Source organism: [Mycobacterium] manitobense (assembly GCF_025821665.1).
GTDB classification, from domain to species: Bacteria; Actinomycetota; Actinomycetes; order Mycobacteriales; family Mycobacteriaceae; genus Mycobacterium; species Mycobacterium arseniciresistens.
On record NZ_JACKSJ010000153.1, the window covers coordinates 1 to 26520 of the forward strand.

The 26520-nt window shown below is 70.2% G+C and carries 31 protein-coding genes and 1 pseudogene; 15 read left to right on the forward strand and 17 right to left on the reverse strand.

The window, feature by feature from the left end; translation table 11 throughout:
* A pseudogene (locus tag H7I41_RS19020) lies at positions 1-408 on the forward strand (hypothetical protein); the annotation flags it as partial.
* An 11-nt stretch (positions 409-419) separates the two neighbouring features.
* Here H7I41_RS19020 and H7I41_RS19025 read toward each other — a convergent pair.
* The 4 genes from H7I41_RS19025 to H7I41_RS19040 all read right to left on the reverse strand — a co-directional run bounded on the left by H7I41_RS19025 (position 420) and on the right by H7I41_RS19040 (position 4988).
* Entirely contained in the window at positions 420-2669 is a 2250-nt protein-coding gene (locus tag H7I41_RS19025; protein WP_264014173.1) for a molybdopterin-dependent oxidoreductase, read from the reverse strand.
* Positions 2656-3246 carry a TetR/AcrR family transcriptional regulator gene (locus H7I41_RS19030; RefSeq protein WP_264014174.1) on the reverse strand — a complete coding sequence of 197 codons (591 nt, stop codon included), beginning with the start codon at positions 3244-3246 and terminating at the stop codon, positions 2656-2658. Before H7I41_RS19030 ends, H7I41_RS19025 begins: the two co-directional genes overlap by 14 nt.
* 98 nt (positions 3247-3344) lie before the next feature.
* On the reverse strand, positions 3345-3782 hold the full coding sequence (locus tag H7I41_RS19035) for a hypothetical protein (RefSeq protein WP_264014175.1): 438 nt from the start codon (positions 3780-3782) through the stop codon (positions 3345-3347).
* 72 nt (positions 3783-3854) lie between these two features.
* Positions 3855-4988, reverse strand: coding sequence for a nitronate monooxygenase (locus H7I41_RS19040; protein WP_264014176.1), 1134 nt, complete (start codon positions 4986-4988; stop codon positions 3855-3857).
* A gap of 143 nt (positions 4989-5131) precedes the next feature.
* Between H7I41_RS19040 and H7I41_RS19045 the strand changes: the two genes are divergently transcribed.
* The 4 genes from H7I41_RS19045 to H7I41_RS19060 all read left to right on the forward strand — a co-directional run bounded on the left by H7I41_RS19045 (position 5132) and on the right by H7I41_RS19060 (position 7551).
* Positions 5132-5911: an HAD family hydrolase gene (locus tag H7I41_RS19045; protein WP_264014177.1), complete on the forward strand. Its 780-nt coding sequence runs from the start codon at positions 5132-5134 to the stop codon at positions 5909-5911.
* 93 nt (positions 5912-6004) lie between these two features.
* The gene (locus H7I41_RS19050) at positions 6005-6349 is read left to right on the forward strand and encodes an aminopeptidase (protein ID WP_264014178.1); all 345 of its coding nucleotides are present in this window, start codon (positions 6005-6007) and stop codon (positions 6347-6349) included.
* Between the two features lie 293 nt (positions 6350-6642).
* A complete protein-coding gene (locus H7I41_RS19055) occupies positions 6643-7035 on the forward strand; it encodes an STAS domain-containing protein (RefSeq protein WP_264014179.1) in 393 nt (130 codons plus the stop codon).
* A gap of 54 nt (positions 7036-7089) precedes the next feature.
* Positions 7090-7551 carry an ATP-binding protein gene (locus H7I41_RS19060; RefSeq protein ID WP_264014180.1) on the forward strand — a complete coding sequence of 154 codons (462 nt, stop codon included), beginning with the start codon at positions 7090-7092 and terminating at the stop codon, positions 7549-7551.
* A gap of 10 nt (positions 7552-7561) precedes the next feature.
* Here H7I41_RS19060 and H7I41_RS19065 read toward each other — a convergent pair whose 3' ends face one another.
* Positions 7562-8638 (reverse strand): NAD(P)H-dependent amine dehydrogenase family protein, encoded by a 1077-nt coding sequence (locus tag H7I41_RS19065; protein ID WP_264014181.1) that lies wholly within the window; start codon positions 8636-8638, stop codon positions 7562-7564.
* A 75-nt stretch (positions 8639-8713) separates the two neighbouring features.
* Between H7I41_RS19065 and H7I41_RS19070 the strand changes: the two genes are divergently transcribed.
* A complete protein-coding gene (locus tag H7I41_RS19070; protein WP_264014182.1) occupies positions 8714-9451 on the forward strand; it encodes a glucose 1-dehydrogenase in 738 nt (245 codons plus the stop codon).
* Positions 9452-9729: 278 nt separating this feature from the next.
* Positions 9730-9954 (forward strand): hypothetical protein, encoded by a 225-nt coding sequence (locus tag H7I41_RS19075; protein ID WP_264014183.1) that lies wholly within the window; start codon positions 9730-9732, stop codon positions 9952-9954.
* Here H7I41_RS19075 and H7I41_RS19080 read toward each other — a convergent pair.
* On the reverse strand, positions 9932-10591 hold the full coding sequence (locus tag H7I41_RS19080; RefSeq protein WP_264014184.1) for an MBL fold metallo-hydrolase: 660 nt from the start codon (positions 10589-10591) through the stop codon (positions 9932-9934). The genes H7I41_RS19075 and H7I41_RS19080 overlap by 23 nt on opposite strands.
* Before the next feature lie 190 nt (positions 10592-10781).
* Between H7I41_RS19080 and mbp1 the strand changes: the two genes are divergently transcribed.
* Together mbp1 and H7I41_RS19090 are read left to right on the forward strand one after the other, a co-directional pair.
* A complete protein-coding gene (mbp1, locus tag H7I41_RS19085) occupies positions 10782-11033 on the forward strand; it encodes a microaggregate-binding protein 1 (protein ID WP_264014185.1) in 252 nt (83 codons plus the stop codon).
* Positions 11034-11092: 59 nt separating this feature from the next.
* The gene (locus tag H7I41_RS19090; protein ID WP_264014186.1) at positions 11093-12361 is read left to right on the forward strand and encodes a competence/damage-inducible protein A; all 1269 of its coding nucleotides are present in this window, start codon (positions 11093-11095) and stop codon (positions 12359-12361) included.
* A 21-nt stretch (positions 12362-12382) separates the two neighbouring features.
* Here the strand turns inward: H7I41_RS19090 and H7I41_RS19095 are convergent, their stop codons facing one another.
* Together H7I41_RS19095 and H7I41_RS19100 are read right to left on the reverse strand one after the other, a co-directional pair.
* Positions 12383-12709, reverse strand: coding sequence for a hypothetical protein (locus H7I41_RS19095; RefSeq protein WP_264014187.1), 327 nt, complete (start codon positions 12707-12709; stop codon positions 12383-12385).
* Between the two features lie 140 nt (positions 12710-12849).
* A complete protein-coding gene (locus H7I41_RS19100; protein WP_264014188.1) occupies positions 12850-13743 on the reverse strand; it encodes a fructose bisphosphate aldolase in 894 nt (297 codons plus the stop codon).
* Between the two features lie 184 nt (positions 13744-13927).
* On the opposite strand from H7I41_RS19100, the gene H7I41_RS19105 reads away from it, so the two are divergent.
* Entirely contained in the window at positions 13928-14443 is a 516-nt protein-coding gene (locus tag H7I41_RS19105; protein ID WP_264014189.1) for a hypothetical protein, read from the forward strand.
* Here H7I41_RS19105 and H7I41_RS19110 read toward each other — a convergent pair.
* A complete protein-coding gene (locus tag H7I41_RS19110; RefSeq protein ID WP_264014190.1) occupies positions 14440-15822 on the reverse strand; it encodes a pyridoxal phosphate-dependent decarboxylase family protein in 1383 nt (460 codons plus the stop codon). The genes H7I41_RS19105 and H7I41_RS19110 overlap by 4 nt on opposite strands.
* A 101-nt stretch (positions 15823-15923) precedes the next feature.
* Between H7I41_RS19110 and H7I41_RS19115 the strand changes: the two genes are divergently transcribed.
* Positions 15924-17129 carry an enhanced intracellular survival protein Eis gene (locus tag H7I41_RS19115; protein WP_264014191.1) on the forward strand — a complete coding sequence of 402 codons (1206 nt, stop codon included), beginning with the start codon at positions 15924-15926 and terminating at the stop codon, positions 17127-17129.
* Here H7I41_RS19115 and H7I41_RS19120 read toward each other — a convergent pair.
* Both H7I41_RS19120 and H7I41_RS19125 read right to left on the reverse strand, forming a co-directional pair.
* Positions 17126-17794 carry a (2Fe-2S)-binding protein gene (locus tag H7I41_RS19120; RefSeq protein ID WP_264014192.1) on the reverse strand — a complete coding sequence of 223 codons (669 nt, stop codon included), beginning with the start codon at positions 17792-17794 and terminating at the stop codon, positions 17126-17128. The two genes, H7I41_RS19115 and H7I41_RS19120, sit on opposite strands and share 4 nt — an antisense overlap.
* A complete protein-coding gene (locus H7I41_RS19125) occupies positions 17791-18621 on the reverse strand; it encodes an AraC family transcriptional regulator (RefSeq protein WP_264014193.1) in 831 nt (276 codons plus the stop codon). The genes H7I41_RS19120 and H7I41_RS19125 overlap by 4 nt, the downstream gene beginning before the upstream one ends.
* Positions 18622-18646: 25 nt before the next feature.
* Between H7I41_RS19125 and H7I41_RS19130 the strand changes: the two genes are divergently transcribed.
* From H7I41_RS19130 to H7I41_RS19140, 3 genes are read left to right on the forward strand one after another with little or no spacing between them, the layout of a single operon-like run.
* On the forward strand, positions 18647-19909 hold the full coding sequence (locus H7I41_RS19130) for an amidohydrolase family protein (protein ID WP_264014194.1): 1263 nt from the start codon (positions 18647-18649) through the stop codon (positions 19907-19909).
* A gap of 44 nt (positions 19910-19953) precedes the next feature.
* Entirely contained in the window at positions 19954-20316 is a 363-nt protein-coding gene (locus tag H7I41_RS19135; RefSeq protein WP_264014195.1) for a VOC family protein, read from the forward strand.
* Between the two features lie 53 nt (positions 20317-20369).
* Positions 20370-21086: a phytanoyl-CoA dioxygenase family protein gene (locus H7I41_RS19140; protein ID WP_264014196.1), complete on the forward strand. Its 717-nt coding sequence runs from the start codon at positions 20370-20372 to the stop codon at positions 21084-21086.
* A gap of 4 nt (positions 21087-21090) precedes the next feature.
* On the opposite strand, the gene yaaA is transcribed toward H7I41_RS19140, so the two are convergent.
* Genes yaaA through H7I41_RS19160 form a run of 4 tightly spaced genes read right to left on the reverse strand, consistent with a single transcriptional unit; the run spans position 21091 to position 24198 of the window.
* Positions 21091-21837 carry a peroxide stress protein YaaA gene (gene yaaA, locus H7I41_RS19145; protein ID WP_264014197.1) on the reverse strand — a complete coding sequence of 249 codons (747 nt, stop codon included), beginning with the start codon at positions 21835-21837 and terminating at the stop codon, positions 21091-21093.
* A gap of 34 nt (positions 21838-21871) precedes the next feature.
* Positions 21872-22351 (reverse strand): MSMEG_6728 family protein, encoded by a 480-nt coding sequence (locus tag H7I41_RS19150; RefSeq protein WP_264014198.1) that lies wholly within the window; start codon positions 22349-22351, stop codon positions 21872-21874.
* Between the two features lie 50 nt (positions 22352-22401).
* Entirely contained in the window at positions 22402-23538 is a 1137-nt protein-coding gene (locus H7I41_RS19155; protein ID WP_264014199.1) for an alkaline phosphatase family protein, read from the reverse strand.
* Between the two features lie 42 nt (positions 23539-23580).
* Positions 23581-24198, reverse strand: a complete 618-nt coding sequence (locus H7I41_RS19160; RefSeq protein ID WP_264014200.1) for a C40 family peptidase — start codon at positions 24196-24198, stop codon at positions 23581-23583.
* A 340-nt stretch (positions 24199-24538) separates the two neighbouring features.
* Here H7I41_RS19160 and H7I41_RS19165 point away from each other — a divergent pair, with 340 nt between their 5' ends.
* Positions 24539-24970 carry a type II toxin-antitoxin system Rv0910 family toxin gene (locus H7I41_RS19165; protein WP_264014201.1) on the forward strand — a complete coding sequence of 144 codons (432 nt, stop codon included), beginning with the start codon at positions 24539-24541 and terminating at the stop codon, positions 24968-24970.
* 7 nt (positions 24971-24977) lie between these two features.
* Here the strand turns inward: H7I41_RS19165 and H7I41_RS19170 are convergent, their stop codons facing one another.
* A complete protein-coding gene (locus H7I41_RS19170; RefSeq protein ID WP_264014202.1) occupies positions 24978-25661 on the reverse strand; it encodes an alpha/beta hydrolase family protein in 684 nt (227 codons plus the stop codon).
* A 39-nt stretch (positions 25662-25700) separates the two neighbouring features.
* Positions 25701-26288, reverse strand: coding sequence for a class I SAM-dependent DNA methyltransferase (locus H7I41_RS19175; RefSeq protein WP_264014203.1), 588 nt, complete (start codon positions 26286-26288; stop codon positions 25701-25703).
* Between the last annotated feature and the right edge of the window lie 232 nt (positions 26289-26520).

Consider the following 26520-nt stretch of genomic DNA (forward strand, 5'->3'; position numbering starts at 1 on the left):
TCGCCATCCGGATGGCGGCGCCGGCGACGGCCGAACCGGGTCCGCCGGCGCCGCCCGGGCCACCGCCGCCGGGTGTCGAGGCACAGGGGTGTCGAGGCACAGGCGGTGGCAGCCGCCGCGGCCCCGCCCGCCGCGGGCGTACCGCACCTGCCGAGTCCCGAGAACCTGCCGCCGGGCACGTCCGACGTCCCCGCCGGCCCGGCGCCGGGGCGCGGGTTGTCCTACCTCCAGGACCTGTGGCACGCCATGCAGACGCAGGAGGTCAGCGGCCGTGACGCACTGCTTCTGCTGACCCAGCGCCCGCTGGATCCCAACGCGGTACCACCGCCGCACCTGCCCGCCGGTCCGCAACCGCCGGCTCCGGCCCCGCCGCCCGCTCCAGCACCCGTCCCGCCGCCGCTGCCCTGACGCGGAAAGTCCTACTCGGCCGCGGCTACCGCTTCGGCTACCGGCTCGATGCGGGCCGGGACGTGCTTGTGCCATGGTGTACCGGCGAACGCGTCGCGCCAGTCGGTGGAGGTCAGGGCGTTGGGCGCGACGCCGGGGACCCGGACGCCGCCCTCGTCGCGATAGTCGACGCCGTAGCCGTTCGGCAGCGACACATGCCCCGGCAGCATCATGTCGGTCACCTCGACACCGGCCTCGGCGGTGCCTGCCGCCGTGGTGATCCTCGCCCGTCCGCCGTCGGCGAGGCCGAACGCCTCGGCGTCCTGCGGGCTGATGCGCAGCGCCCCGTCGGCGTCGCGTTTGCGCCATGCGGGGTCGCGCAGGATGTCGTTGGCGGTGTAGGCGCGACGCTCCCCGGCCGACAGCACGACGGGGAAGTCGACCGACGTCAGCGGACTCCGGTCGGGACGCAGACCCCGGATCTCGTCGAGCAGTTCCGGGATCTCGAGGGCGATCCGGTGATCGGGGTGACCGATCAGGGTGAAATCCTCCGCGTACTCGTGCACCGTGAAGGTGACACCCGATCGGCCGGACAGGATCGCACGGAACAGCGCATTGCCGTCGGCGTGACCCGCGCGCCGGACCGCCTCCGGGTAGGCCATCGCCGTCTTCTGGGCCAGTCCCCACAGGGCGGCGGCGCCGGCGAGGCCGTCGGGCAGCGTCGGCCCGAGCGTCTCGTAGAGCACGTACGGCAGCACCCGGCTCAACGCCGGGTTGGCGCCGACGGCCGCCAGGAACGCCTCGCCGTAGGGCTCGAGCCCCTGTTCGGCTGCGCGCCGCAGCGGTCGCAGGTCGTCTTCGCCGACGATGTCGAGTGCGCGTACCAGGCGCGCCCAGATCTCCGGTTCGGCCAGCGTGCCGGGCAGCGGCGGGAAGAGCGGATGACGGAGGTGAAAGGTGTTGTGCGGGAACTCGAGATTGAAGAAGGTGGCTTCCGGCTTCTCGAACTGGGTGGCGGCGGGCAGCACGTAGTGCGCCAGCCGGGCCGTCTCGGTCATCGCCACGTCGATCACCACGAGCAATTCGAGTGCCTCGAAAGCTGCACGGCAGGAGGCGGAGTCGGCCACCGAGTGGGCCGGGTTGCTGCTCTCGACGACCATCGCACGGAAGCGGTCCGGATGATCGGTCAGGATCTCCTGCGGCACGACGTTGCTCGGTACCAGCCCGGCGATCACCGGCGCACCGGTGACCGGCGTGCGGCCGACGCCGCCTGCGGCGAACAGCGGCGCGAACGACGAGTGAAGATGCTGGGCACCGCGATTGGCGAAGTTGCCGGTGAGTATCCAGAGCATCTTGTTGAGGTAGGAGCACAGCGTGCTGTTGGGCGCCTGCTGGATGCCGAGGTCCTCGAACACCGAGACGCTGTCGGCTGCGGCGATGCGCCGCACCGCCTCGCGCAACAATTCTTCGGCGACACCGCAGCGGGCGGCGTACTCCGTCACCGGCACATCGCGCAGCACCGCGATCACCGGATCCGTTCCGCTCACGTGCTCGGCGAGAAATGCTTGGTCGCAGAGATTCTCCTGCACCAGCACGGCGGCCATCGCAGCAAGGCACCAGGCGTCGGTGCCGGGCCGGACGCGTAGGTGGAACTCGGCCATCTTCGCGGTGTCGGTGACCACGGGGTCGATGACGATCATGGCGCGGCCGGGATCCTTGGCGATGTCGTTGAGCACCACACGCGCCCGTGGGAAGCTCTGCGACATCCACGGGTTCTTCCCGACGAACACCGCCACCTCGGCGTGCTCGAACTCCCCGCGGGTGTGCCCGCCGTAGAGCTGCGCGTCGACCCAGTGTTCGCCGGTCTTCTCCTGTGCCAGTGCGTTCGAGCGGTAGCGCGACCCGAGGGCTTTGAGGAACGCGCCGCTGTAGGCGCCGCCGAGGTGGTTACCCTGCCCACCGCCGCCGTAGTAGAAGATCTTGTCTCCGCCGTAGGCGTCCCGGATCCGCCGGAAACCGTCTGCGATCTCCGAGATCGCGGTGTCCCAGTCGATCTCCTCGTAGCTGCCGTCGGCGCGCCGTCGCATCGGCGAGGTCAGCCGGCCGGCGTTGTTCTGGTAGTGGTCGAGGCGCAGCGCCTTGTTGCAGGTGTAGCCCTGTGATGCGGGGTGGTCTTTGTCACCCCGGATCTTGGCCAGCGTGCGGTCTTCGGTGTGCACCACGATGCCGCAGTTGCATTCGCAGAGGATGCAGGCGGTCGGTTGCCATTCAGTCGTCGTCACGGTGGTCTCCTGTCGCGGTCTCCAGCAGTGCCCGCAGCCGGCGGTGCACCATGTCCAGCGGTGTGACGTCGCGGCCGGCGCGGGCGACGACGATGGCGCCTTCGAAGGCGGTGAGGACCAGCATGGCCAGTTCCTCCGACTGCGCCGCAGGCACGCCGTCCTGCTCCAGCCGGGCCCTGATGAGGTCGGCCCAGCGGGTGAACGCCGCCGCGGCACGCTCGATGACCGCCCGCTGCGGACCCGGCTGCTCGGGGTCGCCCGCCTCGACGGTGACCGCGACGACCGGACATCCGGCGCGGTAGTCGCTGTCGACGAGTTGCCTGCGGTATCCGGCAATCAGGGCGTCGAGCATCTGCACTGCGCTGGTAGCGCGGGACATCCGCTCCGCCATGTACTGGCCGGCGTAGTCGACCGCCTCGCAGAGCAGTTGATTCCGCCCGCCGGGGAAGTAGTGGTAGGCCGAGCCGCGGGGCGCGCCGCTGTGGGCGAGCACGTCGGCGATGGCCGTCGGGTGCGCGCCCCGCTCCCGGATCAGTAGCGCCGCGGAGGCCACCATGCGTTCGCGGGGACTGGTCACACCGGCTCCTTCCGCCGCTATGTATGTAAACCTACATAACGACGGGGCGCCGCACCAGACCGGACGTCGATCGAGATCGACGAACGGGCAGGCTGCTGCTATCCGGCTTCTCCGGCGCCGTGGTAGTCGACCATCGGCTGCCGGATCACAGTGTCCGCACCCGACGCCACGGTGAGTGCGGCGGGCGTGACGGTGTAGGTGACGCCGTCGTTGAACGCGACGTAGCCACCGGTGGTGGTCGGTTCGGCGGCCAGCATCAGCGCCGCGTCATCCTCGAGTCGCACGCCGCGGAACTGGAGCTGGCCGCCCGGGCCCGCGCAGATCGCGACCAGTGACTCCGCGGTCCTGCCGTACGCGACTGCCACCGCAGCACCCTGGCAGTGTGCCGCGGTGTCGACGAAGCCCCGCTCGTCCGTGGTGAATTCAGACTCCGGCTGGGCGGCCGCCGGGGCGGCCGTCCACGTCGCGCCTACCGCGAGGGCAAGGCAGAGCAGCGCGCCGGCGGCGCGGCGGAACGTGCGTGCCGGCGATGACATTTCGGCCATCCGTCAGGCTAACCCCGCCGGTGCCGGCCATCGCGCAGCGGCAACGCGTGTCGCGTCGGGGAGTCAGACGCCGGCGGCCTCGTTGAGCTGGTTGAGGGTGCTGGTGGCCTCGATGTACTCCTGCACCCAGCGCTCGATCACCGTCGCGGTCTTCTCGACCTTGGTGAACTGGCCGACCACCTGACCGATCGGGTTGAACGCGACGTCGACACTCTCGTTCGGGTACTTGTGCGTCGCGGCCACCGCCATGCCGGACACCATGTACTGCAACGGCATCCCGAGCGGCTTCGGGTTGTCGGGGTTCTCCCACGCCTCGGTCCAGTCGTTCTTCAGCATCCGCGCCGGCTTGCCGGTGAACGACCGGCTCCGCACGGTGTCACGGCTGGACGCCTTGGCGTAGGCGGCGTGCTGCACGGGGGTGTGCTCGGACTCCTCGACCATCACCCACTGCGAGCCGGTCCAGGCACCCTGCGCGCCGAGTGCCAGCGCAGCGGCGATCTGCTGGCCGCTGCCGATCCCACCTGCGGCCAGCACGGGTACCGGGGCGACCGCCTTGACGACCTGGGGCCACAGCACGATCGAACCGACCTCACCGCAGTGGCCGCCGGCCTCACCGCCCTGGGCGATGATGATGTCCACCCCGGCGTCGGCGTGCTTGCGCGCCTGCGACGGCGACCCGCACAGCGCCGCGACTTTGCGGCCCTCGTCGTGGATGTGCTTGATCATGTCGGCGGGCGGGGTGCCGAGCGCGTTGGCGATCAGTGTGCACTTCGGGTGCTGCAGCGCCACCTCCACCTGCGGCGTGGCGGTCGCCTCGGTCCAGCCGAGCAGCTGCATGGCGTCGTCGTCGCTGTGGTCGACGGGCACGCCGTGATCGGCCAGGATCTTGCGGGCGAACTCCACGTGCTCGTCGGGCACGAGGTCGTTGAGCGTCTTCTTCAGCACCTCGGGGGACAGGTCGGTGGCATCCATGCCCTCGTACTTGTTGGGGATGACGATGTCGACGCCGTACGGATGGTCGCCGATGTGCTCGTCGATCCACTTCAGTTCGATCTCGAGCTGTTCGGGCGTGAACCCCACGGCGCCCAGCACGCCGAAGCCGCCGGACTTGCTGACCGCGACGACGACGTCCCGGCAATGTGTGAAGGCGAAGATCGGGAGGTCGATTCCGAGTTCGTCGCAGAGGGCGGTGTGCATTCGGCGCTCCTAGGGTGGACCGGTCAGCGAACTGAAACGTGTTCTAGTTTAGTCGACGGTACCCCGTCCGAGGTGCGCAGGGGGCCGCGACCGTCATGAGTGCGGCCGCCCGTGTCGGTGCAGGGTGATGTACTGGGGCGGACGTGAATTCTTCAGAGAATCCGAAGCGGGTTGCGGCGGGCCGGGCGCTGTCACCCGCCGAATCGGTGGCCGAGATCGGCGGCGGTCCGGGCGGCCCCGGCGTGGGGGCCTTCTTCGACCTCGACGGCACCCTGGTGGACGGCTTCACCGCGACCGCGCACGCCGGTGACCGCATCCGGCGAAGGCAGGCCGGGGTCGGCGAGGTGCTGGGCGTCATGGAGGCGGCGGTGCGGTACCGGCTCGGCCGGATGCAGTTCGAGCGGCTCGTCGTCCGGGCGGCGGGATACCTGCGCGGCGAGTCGCTGGCCGAGCTCGACGACCTCGGTGAGAGATTGTTCGTCGCGCGGGTGGCGGCCTGGGTGTACCCGCACATGCGCGAGGTGGTCCGGGCACACCAGGAGCGCGGCCACACAGTCGTGATGAGTTCCTCGGCGCTGACCATCCACGCCGAGCCGGTGGCCCGATTCCTTGGCATCGACCACGTGGTGTGCAACCACTTCGAGGTCGACGGCCGGGGCAGGCTCACCGGCGACATCGTCCGGCCGGTGATCTGGGGACCGCAGAAGGCCACCGCTGTCGAACAGTTCAGCCTTGCCGGTGGAATCAGTCTGCGCGACAGCTGGTTCTACGCCGACGGGGACGAGGACCAGGCCTTGATGCGGTTGGTCGGCCACCCCCGGCCGGTCAACCCCCGTCCGGGTCTCATGGCGGCGGCACGACGCCAGGACTGGCCGGTGCTGCAGCTCACCGGTGTCCGCCGGGGTGCCCGCCGGGCCCGATGACCGCTCGGCGGCAACGGGTTCGCCTCGGTTTGGCCGCCGGTCGCCATGGGTAGCCTCGCGCTGTTCTGGACAACCTCGACGAGGGAGCGGTGCGTGACGGCACGACGATTGGCAATGCTCATCGGAGCGATCCTTCTGATCGCCGGTGTGATCGGGCTGTTGGTTCCGGTCTCCGTGTCGGATTCGGACGGCAAGAGCGTGGGCTGCGGCAACGCGGCGGTGTCCGACATGTCGGCCGCTCAGTCCGCCAACAACAGCGGTGTGGGAGGCGTGCCGGTGCTCAACCAGCTCGTCCCGCACACCGACTTCGTGGCGTTGTGCGACTCCGCGGTGTCCAGCAGGCGGTCGTGGACGATCCCGCTGGCCGTGGTCGGCGCGGTGGTACTGCTCGGCGCGGTGCTCCTGCGCGGCAGGCGTGGCAGTCCCGCCGGCCTCTGACCGCACCGACCACGCATTTGCTGAGCTCACCTAAGCAACGCCACGAGCTGGGGCGACTGGTTCGATCCGGGCCGGGTCGCTCGCGGCATCCGCGCGGGCCGTGGGGAGTGGCGCCGTAAATCTGGTTTACTCTGGTCCCGGTTGCGTCGGCGGACGTCCTTCACCGGCGCTCCCGGCGGCGGACAGGCCGCCGCTCGAAGGACTTGCCAGGTTCAGCCCACAGCCTTGCGAGCGTTATGTTTGCGTGCGCGCCGCCGTATTCATTGGAAGCGGCTCACGCGGGAGGTGGACCAGTGGAGGAACAGCGCGAAGCCGCGGTCGAGCACTCGACCGCCGCCGAGGCGACGAACTGCCAGACCAGTGAACGCTGGCTGGACCGGGTGGTGGTCGTGTCGGTCGCCGGAGTGGTCGACATGCTGACCGCGCCGCAGCTCGAGGACGCCATCCGCAAGGCCGTATCCCAGGAGCCCGCCGCTCTGGTGGTGGACTTCACCGCGGTCGACTTTCTCGCCTCGGCCGGGATGGGCATCCTGGTCGCCGTGCACGACGAGGTGACCCCGAAGGTAACGCTGTGCGTCGTGGCCGAGGGGCCCGCGACCAGTCGCCCCCTCAAGCTACTCGGCATCGCGGACATCATTCCGCTCTACAGCACCGTCGACGAGGCTGTCGCCGCGTTGAGTGCGTAGCACCACACAGGACGCCGCATAGGACGAGGACCGAACGGGTACAGCAGAACTGCCATGATCGATTCTGTTCCGGCTGACGTCGCCAATGCCGAGAATTTCGTGCGCGTCGGCCTCACCGCCGACGCCCACCACGCGGCTCACACCCGGGAAGAGCTCGCCCGGTGGCTGGAGCAGTATTTCGACCTCGACCAGACCCGGGTCAACGATCTGCTGCTGGCGACCAACGAGGCCCTGGCCAATGCGGCCGAGTTCGCCTACGTCACTGCCGAGCGAGCCGGGACGATGGACGTCCACGCCAGCTTCAGTCCGCGCGAGGAGAAGCTGACCGTCACGATCACCGACCACGGAACCTGGCGGCCACCGAATCCCGCGCCGCAGAACCGGCTGCGCGGGCGCGGTATCCCCCTGATGCACGCGTTGAGCGACCACGCGTCGATCACGCCGACCTCCGAGGGCACGAGCGTGCACCTCGAGTGGACCGGTGTGCGCGGGCGAGACGGAGTGCGAGGCTCCTGACGGGAGTCCGCTAGCCGGCGGCGAACAGCCCGCTGCCCGTGATGAAGGGCAGATCGAGGGTGGTGCGGATGCCGGGCTGTGCAGCCACCACCGCTGGGATCGCATTGACGATGCGCCCCGCCGCGGCCACGATCGCGGCGTGGTTGTGGTCACCCCTGTCGCTACTGGGGCAGATGTCGACGGTGTAGGACGGTTCGCCGGCGATCTCGACCCGGTACGAGCCGCCGGGTTGGGCCGGCTGCGCCCAGTCCGGGCGGAGGTCCGCACGGAGCCGGGTGACGTGTTCGACCACGATGGCCGGACGGCCCCCGACCATGCCCCGGATCTCGAAGCGCATCGCCGCGACGGTGCCTGCGGGCACGTGGCCGGCGGCGATGTCGAAAGCCTCGGGAGCGGGCTCGCGCTCGTAGCTTTCGGTGATGTCGTCGATCTCGATGCCGAGGCCCGCGGCCAGCTGCCGGATGGTCGTGCCCCACGCGATGCTGAGCACACCGGGCTGGAACAGGATGGGCAGATCGTCCAGCGGTCTGCCGAAGCCCATCACGTCGAACATCACGGTGGCGCCGTCATAGGTGGCGTAGTCGGCGATCTCCATGCAGCGCACCTGCTCGATGCGCTGGCACGTGCTCGCGAACGCGAACGGGATCAGATCGTTCGCGAACCCGGGATCGACGCCGGTGATGAAGAGGCTCGAACCGCCCTCGCGTGCGGCGTCCTCGACCATGTCGATGTACTTCCTCGGCATCAGCTTCCACGGAAACTGCAACACCACGGGGGCGGACCCGACGACGTCGACACCGGCCGCGAGCAGCCGCATCACGTCGGCGATCGCGTCCGGCCCACGGGTGTCGCCCATCGCGCAGTAGACGACGCAGTCCGGCTTGGTCTCGAGCAGCACGCCGAGGTCGTCGGTGGCGGTGATGCCCGTCGAGATGTCAAGTCCTGCAAGCTCACCGGCGTCCTTGCCGACCTTCGCCGGGGTCGACACGCAAACCGACGTCAGCTCGTATGCGGGATTGGTCAGCAGTCCGGTCAGCGCCAGCCGGCCGACGTTGCCGGTGCCGACGTGGGCCACGCGAATCGCCATTGATTCTCCTCGTATCGAGCGACAAAACTGGAACAGGTTCTAGTCGAGCGAGCCCCTAGGGTAGCCTGACGCGTCATGGGACGGGTAGACGGAAAAGTTGCACTGATCAGTGGCGGCGCTCGGGGCATGGGCGCGGCGCATGCGCGGATGCTCGTCGCCGAGGGCGCCAAAGTGGTGATCGGCGACATCCTCGACGACGAGGGCAAGGCACTCGCCGACGAGATCGGTGACTCGGCCCGCTACGTGCACCTGGACGTCACCTCCGCCGACGAATGGGCCGCCGCGGTCGACGTCGCGGTCACGGATTTCGGCCTGCTCAACGTGCTCGTCAACAACGCGGGCATCGTGGCGCTGGGCCAGATCGGCAAGTTCGACATGGCCAAGTGGCAGAAGGTGATCGACGTCAACCTCACCGGCACGTTCCTGGGCATGCAGGCCAGCGTCGAGGCGATGAAGTCCGCAGGCGGCGGCTCCATCATCAACGTGTCGTCGATCGAGGGAATGCGCGGTGCGGTGATGGTGCATCCCTACGTGGCGTCCAAGTGGGCGGTCCGCGGGATCACCAAGTCCGCGGCGCTGGAACTCGGCGCGCACAAGATCCGGGTGAACTCCATCCACCCGGGCTTCATCCGCACCCCCATGACCAAGCACTTCCCCGACAACATGCTCACCATCCCGCTCGGCAGGCCGGGCCAGTCCGACGAGGTGGCGACCTTCGTGGTGTTCCTGGCGAGCGACGATTCGGCATACGCCACCGGCGCCGAGTTCGTGATGGACGGCGGGCTCGTCAACGACGTCCCGCACAAGCTCTGACCTCGCCACCAGGGGTCGAGAAACCCTCCGACCGGATGATTCAACGGTTCCCCGCCGGTTATCTCCTCCGCCCCGGAACGGGGTCCACCAGCGTGACGCCGTCGAGGTGACACCCATCCGCGCCGTCGACCCGTCTGCGCCCGCCCGGCGCGACGTGCTCGTCGTGACGTTCGCCGGCTCCGACGCCTGACCGGGGGACGGGAGCAGGCAGCCGGGGCCGTAGTCTCTTCGGATCAGCCGTCGCAGGAGAGCCCGCAACGCGCCACAGGAGGTATGGGATGACCGCAATCGACGAGCGGCAGGGCCTGCAGCAGCTCGCCGAGGAGAAGGGCTGGCAGCGCATCGACCGCGACCGCATCGAGATCTATGCGCGCGGCACGACGCGGGTCCGGGTGATCTGGCGGGGCGACAGTGCGATCAGCGGCGCCTCGCTCTACCACGACGACGTCATGACCACCTACACCCGGCAGCTGACCGACGTCACCGGCTGGCTGAAGCGCTGAGCTCGTCCAGGGCCCGGGCCACGCACTGAGACCAACGCGCCCCCGTCATCGTCTCGTGGGCGCTGTCGCCGGCGAATGCGCTGGAGATGACCAGATCGGGTGAGAGCGTGCCGAGCAGCCGCAGACTCTCCCGCAGCGCCACGGGGTCGCCGACACCGGGGATGACGAAGGTGCCCCAGGTTCCGTCACCGCGCGGGAAGATGGTGTCGCCGGTGAAGAGGTACGTCTCGCCGTCGACGCCGGACACCAGGTAGCTGGTACTGCCGGGGGAGTGACCCGGGGTCGGGATCACCTGCACGCCAAGCGAATCGACGTGCCTGCTGTCGAGGGGCACGTGAACGTCGGCATGCTTGCCGATCCGTGCGACCTCGGCCGCGGGTGCGTGCAGCGTCGCACCGAACCGGCCGGCCAGCGTCGCCAGCATCGGCCCGGCCTCGTCTTGGTGTGAGAGGTATTGGTCGGCCACGCCACCGAGCGCGGCGATGTCGTCGAGTTGCGCGTCGGTGGCGGGGCAGTAGAACAACGCGTTGCCATCAGGCCGCGTCCACAGGTAAGCGTGCGTTGTCAGTCCGGGGAAGGGCGAGTCGGTCCGGGTCTCGTAGAGATCGGCCCGGATGCGCCGCAATTCGGTGTTCATGTTCACAGTGTCAGACCTGAACATTAGTTGAGGTCAAGGCCGTCGTGCGTTGATTTCGAGATTGGTTGCCACACAATCGATGTCGTCACCGGCCTGGACCCTGGTTTGGTGCATGACGGAAACGGGAATCGATGGTCCGGTACTCCGGGGCCGCAGACTCCTGCGGCCCCGTCGACGGAGAGGACACAACATGGCTGAGAACAACAGCGGGCCCGCCGAGGGCATCCGCGGCGTCGTCGAAGACGTCAAGGGCAAGGCGAAGGAAGCGGTCGGGACCGTCGCGGGCCGCGACGACCTGGTCCGTGAGGGGCAGGCGCAGCAGGACAAGGCCGAAGCCCAGCGTGAGGCTGCACAGAAGGAGGCCGAAGCCGAGAAGGCCCGCGCGAACGCGAAGGTGGACGAGCAGCGCCAGCGCGCCGCGCAGCGACCCGACCGGGACTGACGGCGAGGTCGTCGCACCGGCCACTGGGACGTCGGCCGCGCTGCGTACTGTCGTGAACCGTGGCTGTGCGTGCGGGAATCGTGGTGACCGGGACCGAGGTGCTGACCGGCCGGGTGCAGGACCGCAACGGTCCGTGGCTGGCCGACCGTCTCCTCGAGTTGGGCGTCGACCTGGCGCACATCACCCTGTGCGGTGACCGCCCGGACGACGTCGAGGCGCAGCTGCGCTTCCTCGCGGGCCAGGGCGTCGACCTCGTCATCACCAGTGGCGGACTCGGGCCGACGGCCGACGACCTGACCGTGGCCACCGTGGCCCGGTTCTGCGGCCGCAGTCTCGTCCTGGACGAGGCGCTGGAGCAGAAGATCGCCGACATCCTGCGGACGTTGACGGCCCGCCGAGAGGGCGTCGACTTCGACGCCGTGATGGCCGCCAATCGCAAACAGGCGATGGTGCCCGAGGGCGCTCACGTACTCGATCCGGTGGGCACCGCCCCGGGTGTGGTGGTTCCCGGTGCGCCGACGGTGCTGGTGCTGCCCGGCCCGCCGCGCGAGTTGCAGCCGATGTGGCGCGCTGCGGTCGCGACCGAGGCACTCCAGCAGGCGATCGCCGGCCGGACGCAGTACGAGCAGCGGACCGTGCGGATGTTCGGCCTGCCCGAATCGGGGCTCGCCGAGACATTGCGCTCCGCCGAGCGCGAGGTCCCCGGATTCGACCGCCTCGAGATCACCACCTGCCTGCGCCGGGGCGAATTGGAGATCGTCACCCGCTACGAACCGGATGGGGCGGACGCCTACTCCGCACTCGCGGACTATTTGCGTGAGCATCACGGGAGCGCGATCTTCTCCGAGGACGGCGCCCTGGTCGACGACCTCGTCGCGGACCGGCTGGCGGGCCGCCGCATCGCGACGGCGGAATCCTGCACGGCAGGCCTGCTGGCGGCGCGACTGACCGAACGACCGGGTTCGTCAGCCCACGTGGCCGGCGGTGTCGTCGCTTACGCCAACGCCGCCAAGACCGAGGTGCTCGGCGTCGATCAGCAACTGATCGAGGCGCACGGGGCGGTCTCGGAGCCGGTGGCGGTCGCGATGGCCGACGGCGCGCTGCGCCACTTCGCGGCCGACACCGCGGTCGCGATCACCGGGATCGCCGGCCCGGGCGGGGGCACGGCGGAGAAACCGGTCGGCACCGTGTGTTTCTGCATACGACTCGCGGACGGCCGGACCGTCACCCGCACGCTGCGGCTGCCCGGCAACCGCAGCGACATTCGCGAACGTTCGACGACGGTGGCCATGCACCTGCTGCTTCGCACCCTCGGCGAAGCCGGGTAGCTCGCGCGCGGGCAGGAAGCCTCAACGATCCCGCCGGATCCGCTCGAGGCTGGTCGCCGACTCCTCCCAGGACAGCGCGATGTGGTGGCAGGCCTGACACTCGGTCCATTCGGATTCCCTTGCCACCCTGACGTGCCGGGCGCACAGCACCGTGGTGTTACCGCAGCATCGCCTCGTCATCACATACGCGGCCGGCCGCCGGCAGACGTCGTAGACCGGGGTGTCGTTCCGGTCGAAGAAGACCCCGATGAATTCGCAGTGCGGCCGCGACCCGCGACGGGTCACCGAAGCGGTGAGTCGGTCCAGCCGAAGCACCTCGCGCAACCTGCGACGCACCGGTCCGGTCATTATCGGTCGACCTTAGTCATCCGTGATGGTGCTGTACAGAGCGGGCGATGCCGCACAGCTACGGTTGACCGCCGGTGACGCATTGCTGCACAACGGCTTTGATGCTCGAGTCGATGCCGACCGACGGTCCCGCGGCCGGCTTACCCGGCCACCGACGCGTCGTAGATCGACTGGATCGCCTTGTCGAGGGTGGCGTCGAACTCTTCGTCGGACTGCTGCGCGGACAAGCCCTCGGTGAGTGCACGGCTGAAGCTGGCGATCACGCCCGCGTTCTTCGCCAGCCGCGCGTTGGCCTCGTCGCGCGGGTATCCGCCGGACAGCGCCACCACCTTGAGCACCTTCGGGTGGTTCACCAGCGGCTGGTAGTGGTTGGCCTCCGTCGGAAGCGTGAGCTTGAGCATCACCTTCTGGTCGTCGGGGAGGGCATCGAGCTGCTTGGCGATCTCGTCGCGCAGGATCTCTTCGGCCTGCGCCTTGTCGTCGATCGAGATGGTCACCTCGGGCTCGATGATCGGGACCAGGCCGTGCGAGAGCACCTGTCGAGCCACCTCGAACTGCTGCTCGACCACCGCGGCGATGCCCGCGGCATTCGCCCCACCGATGACCGATCGCTCCTTGGTGCCGAAGATGCCGCCCCGCGCGCCCCGCGCGAGCAGGTCGTCGAGCTGGGGCATCGGCTTCATCAGCTGCACGTCGTCGGACGCGTCGGCCAGACCCTTGTCGATCTTGAGGAACGGCACCACGCCCTTGTCCTCCCAGAGGAAGGTCGCCGACGGCTTGCCCTTGATCTCGCGGTCCATCGTCTGCTCGAACAGGATGGCGCCCACCACCCGGTCGCCGGTGAAGACCGGTGAAGTGATGATCCGGGACCGCATCTGATGGATGAGGTCGAACATCTCCTGCTCGGAGGAGTAGGCGCTTTCCTCGACGCCGTAGAGCCGCAGCGCCTTGGGAGTCGAGCCGCCGCTCTGATCGAGCGCGGCGATGAATCCCTTGCCCGATGACACCTTGTCCGCTTGCTTGTCGTTCGCCATCTGCGCTGCCTACTCCCTTGAAGACGGTGGTCGTCGGCCACGTCCGCCGGTCGCCGGCGAGCGCGGTCCGCGTCCGAGGATATTCGGCCCATACGAGACCGCTCCGGCAGGTGCCATGGTTGGCTGTGAACCAGCTGTCGGTACCGACGGCGGGGTCGGGTCGGAAGGCGAAGGGGTTCGGGCGATGCGTCAGCTGAAACGGTTCGCGGCGGCGGGTGCGGCCATGGCGACGGCGGTGGGATCGGCAGCACTGATGTTGGTCAGCGCTCCGGGCGCGGCCGCGCTGCCCCCGGGTGTCGATCCCTCGCTCATCACGTTCTCGAACATCTTGCGCCGCTGCGACGCCAGCCCGCTGCAATACGTGTCGGCGGCGGGCGAAGGCCGGGCGACCGCACACATCCGCACGGAGGGGTCGGGGGAGTTGGTGGCCGACGTCGACCTGGCCGTCGCAGAACCATTCACCTTCTACGAGGTCAAGCTCATCCAGATGCCGCGGTCGTCGGCGGCGGGCTGCGGGGCCGGGGCGCCGGGCACCGCGGTCGGGGCGATCAACACCAATGCCGCCGGGTCGGGCTTCGTCACGCTGCGTGGTCCGATCGCGCCGGGCGCGACGGGTGCCTGGATCTCGATCGAGCAACCGCAGCCGTTCTCCCAGGTCCCCGACGAGTTCTACACCTCCGATCGGATCGTGGACATCTAACCGGCGACCCGTTCGGCGATCGCGGCGATCACCGAAGCGCACCGGTCGATGTCGGCGTCGCTGGTGGCCCAGTTCGCGATGCTGATGCGCAGCACGTGCTCGCCGCGCCAGGTGGTGCCGCCCAGCCAGCAGGTCCCGTCGTCCTGGATCGCGGCGATTGCGGCGCGGTTGGCGGCGTCACCGCCGGGGAGGCGGAGCAGCACCTGGTTGAGCACCACCTCGTTGAGCACCTGCGCCCCGGGGATCGCCGAGACGAGGTCCGCCATCCGCCGCGCCTGCGCACAGTTGCGCTCGACGAGCTCGGCGATGCCGGCACGGCCCAGCGACCGGATCGCCGCGTACACCGGCACCGAGCGGGCGCGGCGCGAACTCTCCGGCACGTAGCTGGTGTTGTCGCGTTCGCCGGGGTCGGCCACCAGATAAGGACCGGTGAGACTCATCGCCGCCCGGTGCGCCTCCGGTTGCGCGACCACCGCCAGCGCCGCGTCGTACGGCACGTTGAGCCACTTGTGTGCGTCGACGGCCCAGGAGTCGGCCCGGTCGACGTGTGCGGTGAGCCGCCGGGTGCCTGGCGCCGAGGCGGCCCAGAGCCCGAAGGCGCCGTCGACGTGCAACCAGGCGCCGCGCGCGGCGCAGGCGTCGGCGATGGGGCCGAACGGGTCGAACGCCCCGGTGGCGACGTTGCCCGCCTGCGCGCACACGATCGCCGGGCCGTCGGCGCGCGACAGCGCATGGTCGAGCGCTTCCGGATCGAGCCGGCCCTGACCGTCGGCACGCACTCTGGTCGCGGTGCCGGCGCCGAGGCCAAGGAGGCGCAGCGCGGTGTGGATGGTGACGTGCGCCTGCTCCCCACAGAACACCCGCAGCGCCGGCGCCCCGATCAGGCCGCGCTCCTCGACGTCCCAGCCGACGCGGGCCAGCACCGCGTGCCGGGCGGCGGCCAGACAGGTGGTGTTCGCCGCCTGCCCACCGGTGACGAACCCGACGCTGGCGCCGGCAGGCAGGCCCAGCAGGTCCAGCGCCCACGCCGCGGCGATGTCCTCGATCGCCGCGCCCGCCGGCGACAGTGCGTGGAATGCCGCGCACTGGTCCCACGCCGACACCAGCCAGTCCGCTGCCAGCGCTGCGGGCACAGCTCCACCGACGACGAAGCCGAAGTGCCGTGGCCCGGCGCTGGCGACCAGACCGGGTTCGGCGCCGACCGCGAGGGCGTCGATCACGGCGTCGGGGTGCTCACCGTGCTCGGGCAGTGGTCCGCCGAGGACGTCGCGCACTGCGGCTGCCGACGATCGGGCGCCGACCGGCCGCGCATCGAGTCCGGCGAGGAACTCCGTCGCATGCCGCACCGCGGCGTGCAGTCCGGCGGTTCGGTCGGGCATGGCATGACCCTACTCAATGCCGTTCATTGACAACGTGGTTCGCACTCACCCGGTGAAAATGAGGTGCGGCCACGGACGGCGGTGTGGCACTGTCGGACATCATGAGCGACACCGCCGGACCGCCGGTGCCTCGCACGGTCGTCGAGGACGACTGGCGGGCGATGTCTCTGCTGGGCGCCGCCGCCTTCGGCGAGCACTCACACACCGACGCGGTCTCCGCATGGCGGCACCTGGTCCCCTCCGATGGTGCGGTGGTGGTGGACGACGGCGCCGACGTCGTGGCCCAGTCGATCTATCTGGACCTTCGGCTCACCGTCCCCGGGGGACAGGTGCTGCCCACCGCCGGCATCAGCTGGGTGGCCGTCGCGCCGACACACCGCAGGCGTGGGCTGCTGCGGTCGATGTACGAGGAACTGCACCGCCGGATCGCCGACGCGGGGTACCCACTGGCGGCGCTGACGGCCAGCGAGGGCGGCATCTACGGCCGGTTCGGCTATGGCCCGGCGACGATCGAGCGCGAACTGTCCATCGACCGGCGCTTCGCCCGCTTCCACGCCGCGGTCCCCGACCCGGGTGGCGTCAGGGTGGTCGATCCGGCCGGGCACCGCGACGACTTCGCCGCGATCTACGACCGGTGGCGACGGCGCACCCCCGGCGGGCTGTTGCGTCCCGCCCCGCTGTGGGACGAGCTGATGGCCGACCGCGAGGACTCCCGGCACGGGGCGTCGAAGTGGTTCGCGTTCCTGCACCCGGACGGTTACGCGTTGTACCGGGTGCAGCGGGACGGCCCCACCACCGCGCAGGTGTCGGAGTTGCGGGCGGTCACCAGCGACGCGCATGTGGCGCTGTGGCGGGCGCTGTGCGGGCTCGACCTGATCGAGCGGATCGTCATCGGGTCGCCGCCCGGTGACCCGTTGCCGCACCTGTTCACCGACGCCCGACTGGTACGCACCACCGCGGCGGCCGACGACCTCTGGGTGCGCATCATGGACGTCCCGGCGGCGCTCGAGGCGCGCGCGTATCAGGGCGACATCTCCACGGTCCTGCAGGTCGACGACGGATTCCGCGGCGACGGCGGACGATTCACGCTGGACATCCGCGCCGGCAGCGCCCGGTGCGCGCCGACTGACGCACCGGCGCAGGTGCACACCGACCTCGACGTGCTGGGCAGCCTGTATCTCGGCACCCATCGCGCATCGACGTTCGCGGGCGCGAATCGATTGCGCTGCAACGATATCGAGTTGTTGCGCCGATTCGACACCGCCTTCGCCGGCGACGCGCCCGCCGAACTCGGCTTCGGCTTCTAACCGCGCAACGAGCAGTCGCCACACATCGAGCCGGCCGGCGCGCGGTAGAACAGACAGCAGCTCCGGCGCCGGAACCTCATGTCCCCGGCCCTGAACCGCCCCGACCCTGCCAACGGCGTCGATTCCAGGAGCGCGGCCGTCAACGCGACGACCGGGCGGCGCAGGTCCGGCCGTGCCGCGGCCAACGCGGCGGCACTGCCCACCAGCGCGGACGCGATGTTGCCGCGCAGCAGTCCGGGCGCGAGGCGTTCCGGCATACCCGCCGCAAGCCGCTCCAGTTGGCCGCGGACCACGGTGTCGTACAGCCGGGCGGGCGAGCAGTCCTGCGTGCCGTATGACTCGCCGGCGGGGTCGGTCAGACGCAACTGCGGGCCGTTGCGTGCGCGCTGCAGTGACATCAGGTCGGGCAGCACGCCGTGGGCGACCACACACGCCAGCACGGGCGACCACAACTGGGCGGCGTGGCCGAGGTGGACCAGCGACGCGCCGACCCGGCGGTCGTCGGTGCGGTACCGGGTGACGGTCAGGTCGACGAGGTCGGCGCAGCCGTCCCGGTAGCAGTCGGCGATCGGCCGCCAGCCTTGCGTGTCGTCCCGGTCGCCCCCCTCGAGCGTGAAGAACATTCCGTAGGACGAGATGTCGGCCAGCGCTGCGCTGATGTTCACGCTGTCGGGGCGGCCCGTCGGCGGTACGACGACGGCGTCTCGCCACAGAACTGGGTGAACGCGCGGGTGAACGAACTCAGGCTGTCGAAGCCGACGGCCGACGCGGTCTCCTGCACCGACTGCCCGGGAGACGCCAGCAGGGCCATCGCCCGCAGCATCCGCGCGTGCAGCAGATAGGTTCGCCAGCTCAGCCCGAGTTCGTCCTGGAACTGCCGCCGCAACGTCCGCTCGGACACCGCGACGGCGCGGCTGACCTGCTCGGCGGTCACCGACTGCAGATGCTCCTTGGTGTAGGCCATCGCCGCGGCGACGATCGGATGGTCCGACGTCGGCAGGCTCAGCGGCGTCTCGTGGTCGAGCGCGTCGGACACCAGGTGCCCGAGCGTGCGGAAGAACCCGTCGGAGACCGGATCGCCGTCCGCTCGGCCGATCGGCCATCGCAGGGCGTAGAGCATCATCTCGCGGATCAGCGGGGACACCGCCAGGATCCGGGCCCGGTCCCCGCCGCCCGCGACGAGCTGCGGGTCGAACATCACCGCGACGGTGCGCACGGCGGGGCTCATCGTCGTCTGGTGCTCCAGGCCGGCGGGCAGCCACGCCGCCTGCTGCGGCGGCACCAGGTGATGTCCGGCAGCGGTCTCCACCTCGACGACGCCGCCGGTCGCGTACTCGATCTGGTGGACGTCGTGCGAGTGCCAGCCGGTGACCAGCTTCTCGCCCTCGTACAGGTAACTGCCGCCGAGGGCGCGGCCGCCGCGGCGCAGGTCGACATGGCCGATATTGGCCGGTACGGCCAAACGTGTGGCCGGACGCGCAGAGACGGTCACGGTTTCCGAGGGTACTAGTTGAGTCATGAACACCGACGACCTGATCCTGGTGAGCATCGACGACCACGTCGTGGAACCGCCCGACATGTTCCTCAACCACGTGCCGGCCAAGTACAAGGCCGAGGCGCCGATCGTGGTGACCGACGACAAGGGCGTCGACCAGTGGATGTATCAGGGCAGGCCGCAGGGGGTCAGCGGGCTCAACGCGGTGGTGTCGTGGCCGCCCGAGGAGTGGGGCCGTGACCCCGCCGGCTTCGCCGAGATGCGGCCCGGGGTCTACGACGTCCACGAACGCGTCCGCGACATGAACCGCAACGGCATCCTCGCCTCGATGTGCTTCCCGACCTTCACCGGCTTCTCGGCGCGCCACCTGAACATGCACCGCGAAGACGTCACGCTGGTGATGGTGTCGGCCTACAACGACTGGCACATCGACGAGTGGGCGGGCAGCTACCCCGACCGGTTCATCCCGATCGCGGTGCTGCCGACGTGGAACCCCGAAGCGATGTGCAACGAGATCCGCCGCGTCGCGGCGAAGGGTTGCCGGGCCGTGACGATGCCGGAACTGCCGCATCTCGAGGGTCTGCCCAGTTATCACGACGAGGACTACTGGGGCCCGGTGTTCCGCACCCTGTCCGAGGAGAACGTGGTGATGTGCCTGCACATCGGCACGGGGTTCGGGGCGATCAGCATGGCGCCGAACGCGCCGATCGACAACCTGATCATCCTGGCCACCCAGGTGTCGGCGATGTGCGCACAGGACCTGTTGTGGGGACCCGCGATGCGTAACTACCCGGACCTGAAGTTCGCGTTCTCCGAGGGCGGGATCGGCTGGATCCCGTTCTACCTGGATCGCAGCGACCGGCACTACACGAACCAGAAGTGGCTGCGTCGCGACTTCGGCGACAAGCTGCCCAGCGACGTGTTCCGCGAACACTCCCTGGCCTGCTACGTCACCGACAAGACCTCGCTCAAGCTGCGCCACGAGATCGGCATCGACATCATCGCGTGGGAGTGCGACTACCCGCACTCGGACTGCTTCTGGCCCGACGCGCCCGAGCAGGTGCACGCCGAACTGCTCGCGGCGGGTGCTGACGACACCGACATCGACAAGATCACCTGGCAGAACAGCTGCCGGTTCTTCGGCTGGGATCCGTTCAAGCTGACCCCCCGCGACGAGGCGAAGGTCGGTGCCCTGCGCGCCAAGGGCGCGGACGTCGACGTGTCGATCCGGCCGCGCAAGGAATGGGCGCGGCTCTACGAGCAGAAGCAGCTCGCCAAGGCCTGACGGCTCCGCGTTTGGTGCGCCGCTCCACCGGAAACCCGACGATCATGATCGGGAAACTGCGCTCTGTTGTCGTCGACACCAAGGACCCGCAGGCGCTCGCCGAGTTCTACGCCGGTGTGCTCGGCGGAGACATCGAAGCGGAGGACGAGGACTTCATCGTGCTCACCGAGCGGTCCGGCCGGCGGCTGGCCTTCCAACTCTCACCCGAACACGAGCCACCCGAGTTCCCGGATCCGAGCGGCTCACAGCAGTTCCATCTCGACATCCAGGTCGATGACGTCGACGATGCGCAACGACAGGTGCTCGCGCTCGGCGCGACCGAGGTGGGAGTGGAAGGTGAGGACTTCCGGGTGTACCGGGACCCGGCCGGACACACGTTCTGCCTGGTCTGGGGCATCACCGAGTAGATCGGTCGAAAATGGGTGGCCGGACCGGTATTCGGTGCGGCACCCTGTGACACGTGCTCGACGTCGACGAATTCATCCGCGACGGCTTCGCCAGGCTGGCCGGGGCGGCTCGACGCGAAACCGCCGACGCCGCAAGGGACTTGCTGTGGCGGCAGATCGGACTCTCACCGGATGAACCCGAGAACTGGAACGCGCCGGTGAAATGGGCGGCCGATCTCACCGGTCACGGTCCGTTCGGCGAGATCTCGCGCAGCCCCCGCCTCGCCGACGCACTGGACCTCGTCTGCGGCCGCGGTGGCTGGCTACCGCGGGGGGCGCTCGGCAACATCCCCGTCCGCTTTCCGGCGCAGCCGCCGGCGGAGGACCGCGGCTGGCACATCGACGCCAACACCCCGGCGCCGGACGGATCGTGGGCGATCAGTGGGAGACCGCACACCCTGCTGCTGCTGACGTTGCTCTCCGACGTGGGGCCCGACGACGCACCGACGCGCATCCGGATCGGCTCACACCGCAGGGTGGCCGCCGCGCTGGGGGACCGCCGATCCTCCTTCGAGGACTCTGCCCCGCTCGTCGACGAGGCGAGCGAACGATGTCCGGTCGGCTATGCGACCGGCGAGCCCGGCGACATGTACCTCGTGCACCCGTTCACCGTGCACGCCGCCGACGAACACCGGGGCATCACACCGCGATTCATGGCCCAGGCGCCCGTCATGCTGACCCGGCCGCTCACCCCGGGCACGGAGTCGGCGCTGGCCCGGGTCTGGGACTGACGCCTCAGGCGGCGATGACCACCGTCAGATCGTTGTCGTTGCGCTCGACCCGCATACCGGCGCGCCTGGCCACGGCCGCCACCTTCGCGGCGTCGTCGGGCTCGGCCCTGCTACCGCTCAGGACGCGCGCGAGCCGGCCCTTGTGTGCTTTGTTGAAATGGCTGACCACCGAGCGCCGGCCGTCCGCACGCTCGGAGACGACGTCGACCCGCACCGCGCCGGGCAGCCGCCCAAGCGCCGCATACGATCCCGACCGCAGATCGACGACGAGGTCGTCGGCGGCGAGCTCGGCCAGCAGCGGTTCCAGTGACGGCCGCCAGTGCGCTGCCATTGTGGTGCGGCCCGGCAGCTTCGAGTCTGCCGACAGCCGGTAGGCCGGCACCTGGTCGTCGGCGCGTAGCAGACCGAACAGCGCCGACCCGACCGCCAGCCGCGCATAGGCTCTCGAAGCCGCTGCGCCGCTGAGCGATCCGATATCCAATGCGTCGTAGAGCACGCCTGTGTATCGCGCCAGGGTGGGCAGGGTGGGGGCGGTGTACAACGCCGCGTTGCGGTCGATCTCGGCGTCCTGCTTCGCCGAGAGACCCAGGGCGGACCGGGATGCGGTGCGGTCCGCCCCCAGCGCCACCAGGTCGTCGACGAGTTCACGGCGCGCCGTGGTCAGCTCGGGGGAGCGCAGTGTCTCGAGCCGCAACGGTGGTCCGTCGCCGCCTGCTCGTTTCGTCTCCGACGGCGGCAGCAGCACGATCACAGCGCAGACGTTAACAACACCCTCGGGGCCGTCCTCACAACGGGATACGGCGGGCCCGGCCGGAGTCCGGCCAGACATAGGGCAGGTCGTCGGGCACGTCGGCGAAGTGCGCGCGGTAGTGCGCGGGGTCCTTGCGCACCAGGGCGGACTGGTGGCTGCGGTGGACGTCCTCGTCGCCGAGCCAGGGCGGGAGCTCGCCGGCGGTGGCGAGCTCGGCCTGGCTCCGGACGACGGCCAGCCCGGTGGTCGCGGCCAGATCCGAGCCCAGCGTGCCGGCACACGTGTCGGCGTGGCCCAACAGGCACCACTGCGCACAGACGTCGAGGCCGTAGCGCACCAGTGCTTCCTCGTAGCCGGCCCACATCGCGGCCGCGGGGTGCCGCCGCCAGCCGTAGCCCGCCACGGTGAGTGCGCGCAGCACCTGAATGGTCTCTACCCGTTGCTTGCCCAGGCGGCGCGCGTCGAGCACCGCTGCGGACTCGGCGAACCCCGGGTAGGGCAGAAACGTCTGCACGGCGCGCGCATACCCGGTGGGCGGACGGCCGACACGCCCCCGGCGACGGCTCAGCCGACCGCCAGCAGCAGTGGCACCCGCTGTTCTGCCTGAGTGAGCGAGCCGTGCTGGCCGACCAGCGATGACTCCATGGGCTCGGCTGTGCGCCGCACGATCGCCGCATCGCCGCGCGCCGCGGCGACGACGTCACCGATGCGTGGCCGCACCGCGTCGGCCACACGGTCACCGAACCAGCCGGCGTCGATCGCCTCGTCACGCGTCACCACCCATGCCCGGTGGCCCAGCGTCTCGCGCCACGCCGCCGTCACCGTGTCGGCCGCCCCGTCGCGCACGTAGACGTGCCGCGCCCGCGCCTCACCGCCGACGGCCGAGACGCCGTCGAGCAGCGACACGGTGGCATCGACGTCGACGACGTCGGCCGGGTCGACCCGCACCATGCCGTGGTCGGCGACCACAGCGAGCAGCCCCCCGGGCGGCAAGGCCTCGACCACCGACTCGACCAGGCGATCGACCTGCCGCAGTTGCATCCGCCATGCCGTCGAGCCCGGGCCGTGCAGGTGGCCGATCAGGTCGAGGTCGCCGTGATAGCCGTAGCAGAACCCGCCGTCGGCGACGGCCCGCTGAATGCCCGCGGCGAGATCACCGAGACCGTGCACGCCGACGTACCGCCCGCCGCGCAGCACTGCGCGCGTCATCCCGGAGTGGGTGAACTGCGCGGCGGAGACCACGCTCACCGCGAACCCGGCCGCCGCGGCGCGCTCGAAGGTCGTCGCCATCGGCTGCAACTGCTCCGGCGGCACCTCGTCGCGCAGGTCGGCGCCCCATGGGTGCACGCGCCACCGCAACGGATTGATCAGACCCACGTGGGGCACCCCGAACGAGTAGCCGACCAGCCCGTGTTCACCGGATCGCACCCCGGTGCCCACCGCGGCCAGCCCGGCCACTGTGGTGGACGGGAATCCGACGTCCAGGGTGGGGCCGCGCAGGCCGGCGAGGACGGGCGCATCGGCGGCGTGGGCGTCCAGCAGGTCGGCGCCGAGGCCGTCGATCAGCAGGACGCAGGCACCGGCCACATCATGCGGCAGCGGTATCCGGCGGTCGAAGCCGGCGACGTTCATCGCCGCCAGGACCGAGGGCACCACGTCGGCGAGGTGCGCGCGGGCCGGGTCCGGTCGCGGCAGGTCCACGTCGGTGAGCCTGCCACAGCAGGACCGGCCCGGGCGACGGTGTTATGCGGCGACCACCGGTGCGGGCGGCGGCAGCGGCGCACCCGGGGGAGGCGGCAGCGGCGCACCGGGAGGCGGGGGCAGCGGCGCGCCGACCGGCGGCGGCGGAGGAGGCAGCGGCGCGCCCGGCGGCGGCGGAGGAGGCAGCGGCGCGCCCGGGGGAGGCGGCACGGGTGCACCCGGCGCCGGCGGCATGCTGACCGAGATGATGTTGGGCCCGGCAGGCGGCGCAGGCGGCACTGGCTGCTCGGCGGGCATCGGCAGGAACATGTGCTTGGTGAACTGCGGCTGGTAGGCGCCTTCGCCACCGACCTTCACGCCGCCGCTCTCACCGGACGAGACCGGGGTGCCATCGGGCAGTGTCACAGCCGCATGGCCGCTGTTCCAGCCGATGACCAGCGCGCCGGGCTCCGAGCCGTGCTTGAAGCCGCGGGCCAGCAGGGCGCTCTCCATGTTCCCGGTGTTGAACCGGTCGCCGTAGATCGGTCGCCCGGTGGCCGCATTGCTCACCCAGGAGGCCAGCCCTGAGCAGTCCGTACCTGCGGGGCTGTCGCCGCCGGAGATGTACGGCGTGCCCGAGACCTGGTTGATGAGCGTCAACATCGTCGCTAGAGCAAACATGCGGCCGGACATTAACAGAACGCCCGGAGCCCTCCAAAAACCGTGAGAGCGGCCACAATACGGATAATCTATGACGAAGATCACCAAAGTGGCTCGATTTTGGCAACACTCGACCGCTACATGGAGGGGTTCCACTCTCTCGCCCGAAACACACACCCGCCCAGCGAAGCTCTGCCCTCAGACCGTCGAATACCGCTCGGCAGGTGGACATTCGGACCGACGAACGGACAGGCCGCCGACCCGCACGCCGAAGCGGAGACCGCGGCGACCGGCGACACACGACGATCCCGCTTCGATCGATCCGGGGTGGCCCCGACACCGCCGCCGTTACCATTCGCCGGTGGCCAAACTGGAGTTGACCCGATCGTTGTCCATATCTCCTGAGCAGGCATGGGATCATGCGTCCAATCTCTCCGAACTGGGCGACTGGCTCACGATGCATCAGGGGTGGCGGGGCGAGGTGCCCGCAGAACTCGGCGAAGGCACCACGCTGGTGGGCGTGGCCGGCGCCAAGGGCATGCGCAATCGGGTGACATGGACTATCCGCACCTTTGATCCGCCGCAACTGCTGAAGGTCACCGGTGACGGCGTCGGCGGGACGAAGTACGCCCTGACGATGTCGGTGAAGCCCGCACCCGACGGATGCACGTTCACCGTGCTCATCGATCTGGGTGGCCGTCCGCTGTTCGGTCCCATCGGCGCCGCCGCCGCCCGCGCGGTCAAGGGTGACATCGAGCGCTCGATCGAACGCTTCGAGGAGCTGTACGGCTGACGCCCGGTCAGCCGAGCGCAGGCGTGGCGACCGCGGCGATCCGGGCCGCGACGTCGGCGGCGACCGCGAGGGCGGCGGCATCCTCGGCCGCCTCGTACCGGTCCGCGGCGGCGTCGTAGGTGGCGCCGGCGATGGCAGCGTGATCGGTGTCGAGTTCGACCATGTCGACCGGCCAGTCGTCGCGCCGCAACGCCGAGGCGAATTCCCGGCTCGCCGTCACCGGCACGACGTCGTCGCGCGTCCCGTGTAAGAGAAGGAAGGGCGAGCGATGGCCGTCGCGGGGCAGGCTCATCGGCAGGGTCTGGCCGGTGAACGGCTCGGGGGCCATGAAAGCCCCTGCGAGACAGACGGTATGGCGCACCCGCAGGTCGAGTTCGGCGGCCCGCAGCGCAAGCCCGGCCGCCGCGAGGCCTCCCATGGACCAGCCGACCACCACGAGTTCGTCAGGTGCGGCGGCGCGCTGCTGCGCGAATCGCACGGATCCGAGCAGGTCCGACCTGCCCGCATCCTCGGCATGGGCATCCCAGTCGGCGGCCACGACAGCGACCCCGTGATCGGCAAGCTGCTGCGCCAGAGCGCGCACCGCGCTGCGCGAGTCGGTCTGCATGCCGTGCCAGATCAGCACCGTCGGTCCGCCGCCGACGCCGAACAGGTCGGCCTGCCGGCCGGGGGCGTACTCCACCGTCTGCACGGCGCCAGTCTGCCGCAGCGGCCGGGCGGCCGCCACGACTCAGCCCCGCCGGTGCACCGACACCGCGTAGTCGCCGCCGGTGAACGGTTCGCGGTCCCAGGTGGCCCAGCGGGCGACCGGCTGCAATCCGGCCGACTCCGCCAGCCGGTCGTAGTCCGCCACGGACAGCCGGTCGGGGCGGATCTGGAAGCCCGCGACCAGCAGACCACCCGCCGCGAGGCGGCCCGCGACCGCACCGAGCACCCGGCCCTCGGTCCCCGGTTCGAGGAAGATCATCACGTTGCCTGCCATCACCGCCAGGTCGAAGACGTCGCGGAGGTGCGCTCCCAGGTCGGCGAGATCCGCCTCGATCCATGTCATCGCGGGTTGCTTGGCGCGAGCCGCGGACAGCATGCCGGCGTCGACGTCGATGCCGACCACGGTGAGACCCCGCTCGGCCAGCGCGATCGCCACCCGTCCCGTGCCGCAACCGGCGTCGAGCACGCGGCTGCCGCCGTGCTCGGCCAGCAGTGCCGACACCAGGTCGGCCTCGCCGTGCACGTTGCGTCCCTCGGCGGCGAGGGACCGCCATCTCGAGTCGTAGTCGTCGCCCCGCGGGGCATCGGTGCGCTGCCATCGGGTGCTCACCGGATCAGGGTCTCAGATCGGCGCTGATCGGCGCCAACGATGTGCGTCCCGCCGCAAGAATCATCTAGTCTGGCGAACTATGAGGTCGACGAGGAGGATCGCCGCGACGGCGGCACTGCTTGTCCTGGTGGGCGGCGGCTCCGCCGGCATTGCGGGCGCCCAGCCCGGGCCGCTTCCGGGCCCGGCGCCGGAGCCCACCCCGTCCGCCGAAGTCGCACCCGCCCCGGCGCCC

Excerpts from the sequence above, each read along its gene's own strand:
- H7I41_RS19035 (WP_264014175.1), bottom strand. The coding sequence starts at position 3,782 with ATGTCATCGCCGGCACGCACGTTCCGCCGCGCCGCCGGCGCGCTGCTC.
- H7I41_RS19040 (WP_264014176.1), bottom strand. The coding sequence starts at position 4,988 with ATGCACACCGCCCTCTGCGACGAACTCGGAATCGACCTCCCGATCTTC.
- H7I41_RS19060 (WP_264014180.1), top strand. The coding sequence starts at position 7,090 with ATGATCGATTCTGTTCCGGCTGACGTCGCCAATGCCGAGAATTTCGTG.
- H7I41_RS19065 (WP_264014181.1), bottom strand. The coding sequence starts at position 8,638 with ATGGCGATTCGCGTGGCCCACGTCGGCACCGGCAACGTCGGCCGGCTG.
- H7I41_RS19070 (WP_264014182.1), top strand. The coding sequence starts at position 8,714 with ATGGGACGGGTAGACGGAAAAGTTGCACTGATCAGTGGCGGCGCTCGG.
- H7I41_RS19075 (WP_264014183.1), top strand. The coding sequence starts at position 9,730 with ATGACCGCAATCGACGAGCGGCAGGGCCTGCAGCAGCTCGCCGAGGAG.
- H7I41_RS19080 (WP_264014184.1), bottom strand. The coding sequence starts at position 10,591 with ATGAACACCGAATTGCGGCGCATCCGGGCCGATCTCTACGAGACCCGG.
- mbp1 (WP_264014185.1), top strand. The coding sequence starts at position 10,782 with ATGGCTGAGAACAACAGCGGGCCCGCCGAGGGCATCCGCGGCGTCGTC.
- H7I41_RS19095 (WP_264014187.1), bottom strand. The coding sequence starts at position 12,709 with ATGACCGGACCGGTGCGTCGCAGGTTGCGCGAGGTGCTTCGGCTGGAC.
- H7I41_RS19100 (WP_264014188.1), bottom strand. The coding sequence starts at position 13,743 with ATGGCGAACGACAAGCAAGCGGACAAGGTGTCATCGGGCAAGGGATTC.
- H7I41_RS19105 (WP_264014189.1), top strand. The coding sequence starts at position 13,928 with ATGCGTCAGCTGAAACGGTTCGCGGCGGCGGGTGCGGCCATGGCGACG.
- H7I41_RS19110 (WP_264014190.1), bottom strand. The coding sequence starts at position 15,822 with ATGCCCGACCGAACCGCCGGACTGCACGCCGCGGTGCGGCATGCGACG.
- H7I41_RS19115 (WP_264014191.1), top strand. The coding sequence starts at position 15,924 with ATGAGCGACACCGCCGGACCGCCGGTGCCTCGCACGGTCGTCGAGGAC.
- H7I41_RS19130 (WP_264014194.1), top strand. The coding sequence starts at position 18,647 with ATGAACACCGACGACCTGATCCTGGTGAGCATCGACGACCACGTCGTG.
- H7I41_RS19135 (WP_264014195.1), top strand. The coding sequence starts at position 19,954 with ATGATCGGGAAACTGCGCTCTGTTGTCGTCGACACCAAGGACCCGCAG.
- H7I41_RS19160 (WP_264014200.1), bottom strand. The coding sequence starts at position 24,198 with ATGTTTGCTCTAGCGACGATGTTGACGCTCATCAACCAGGTCTCGGGC.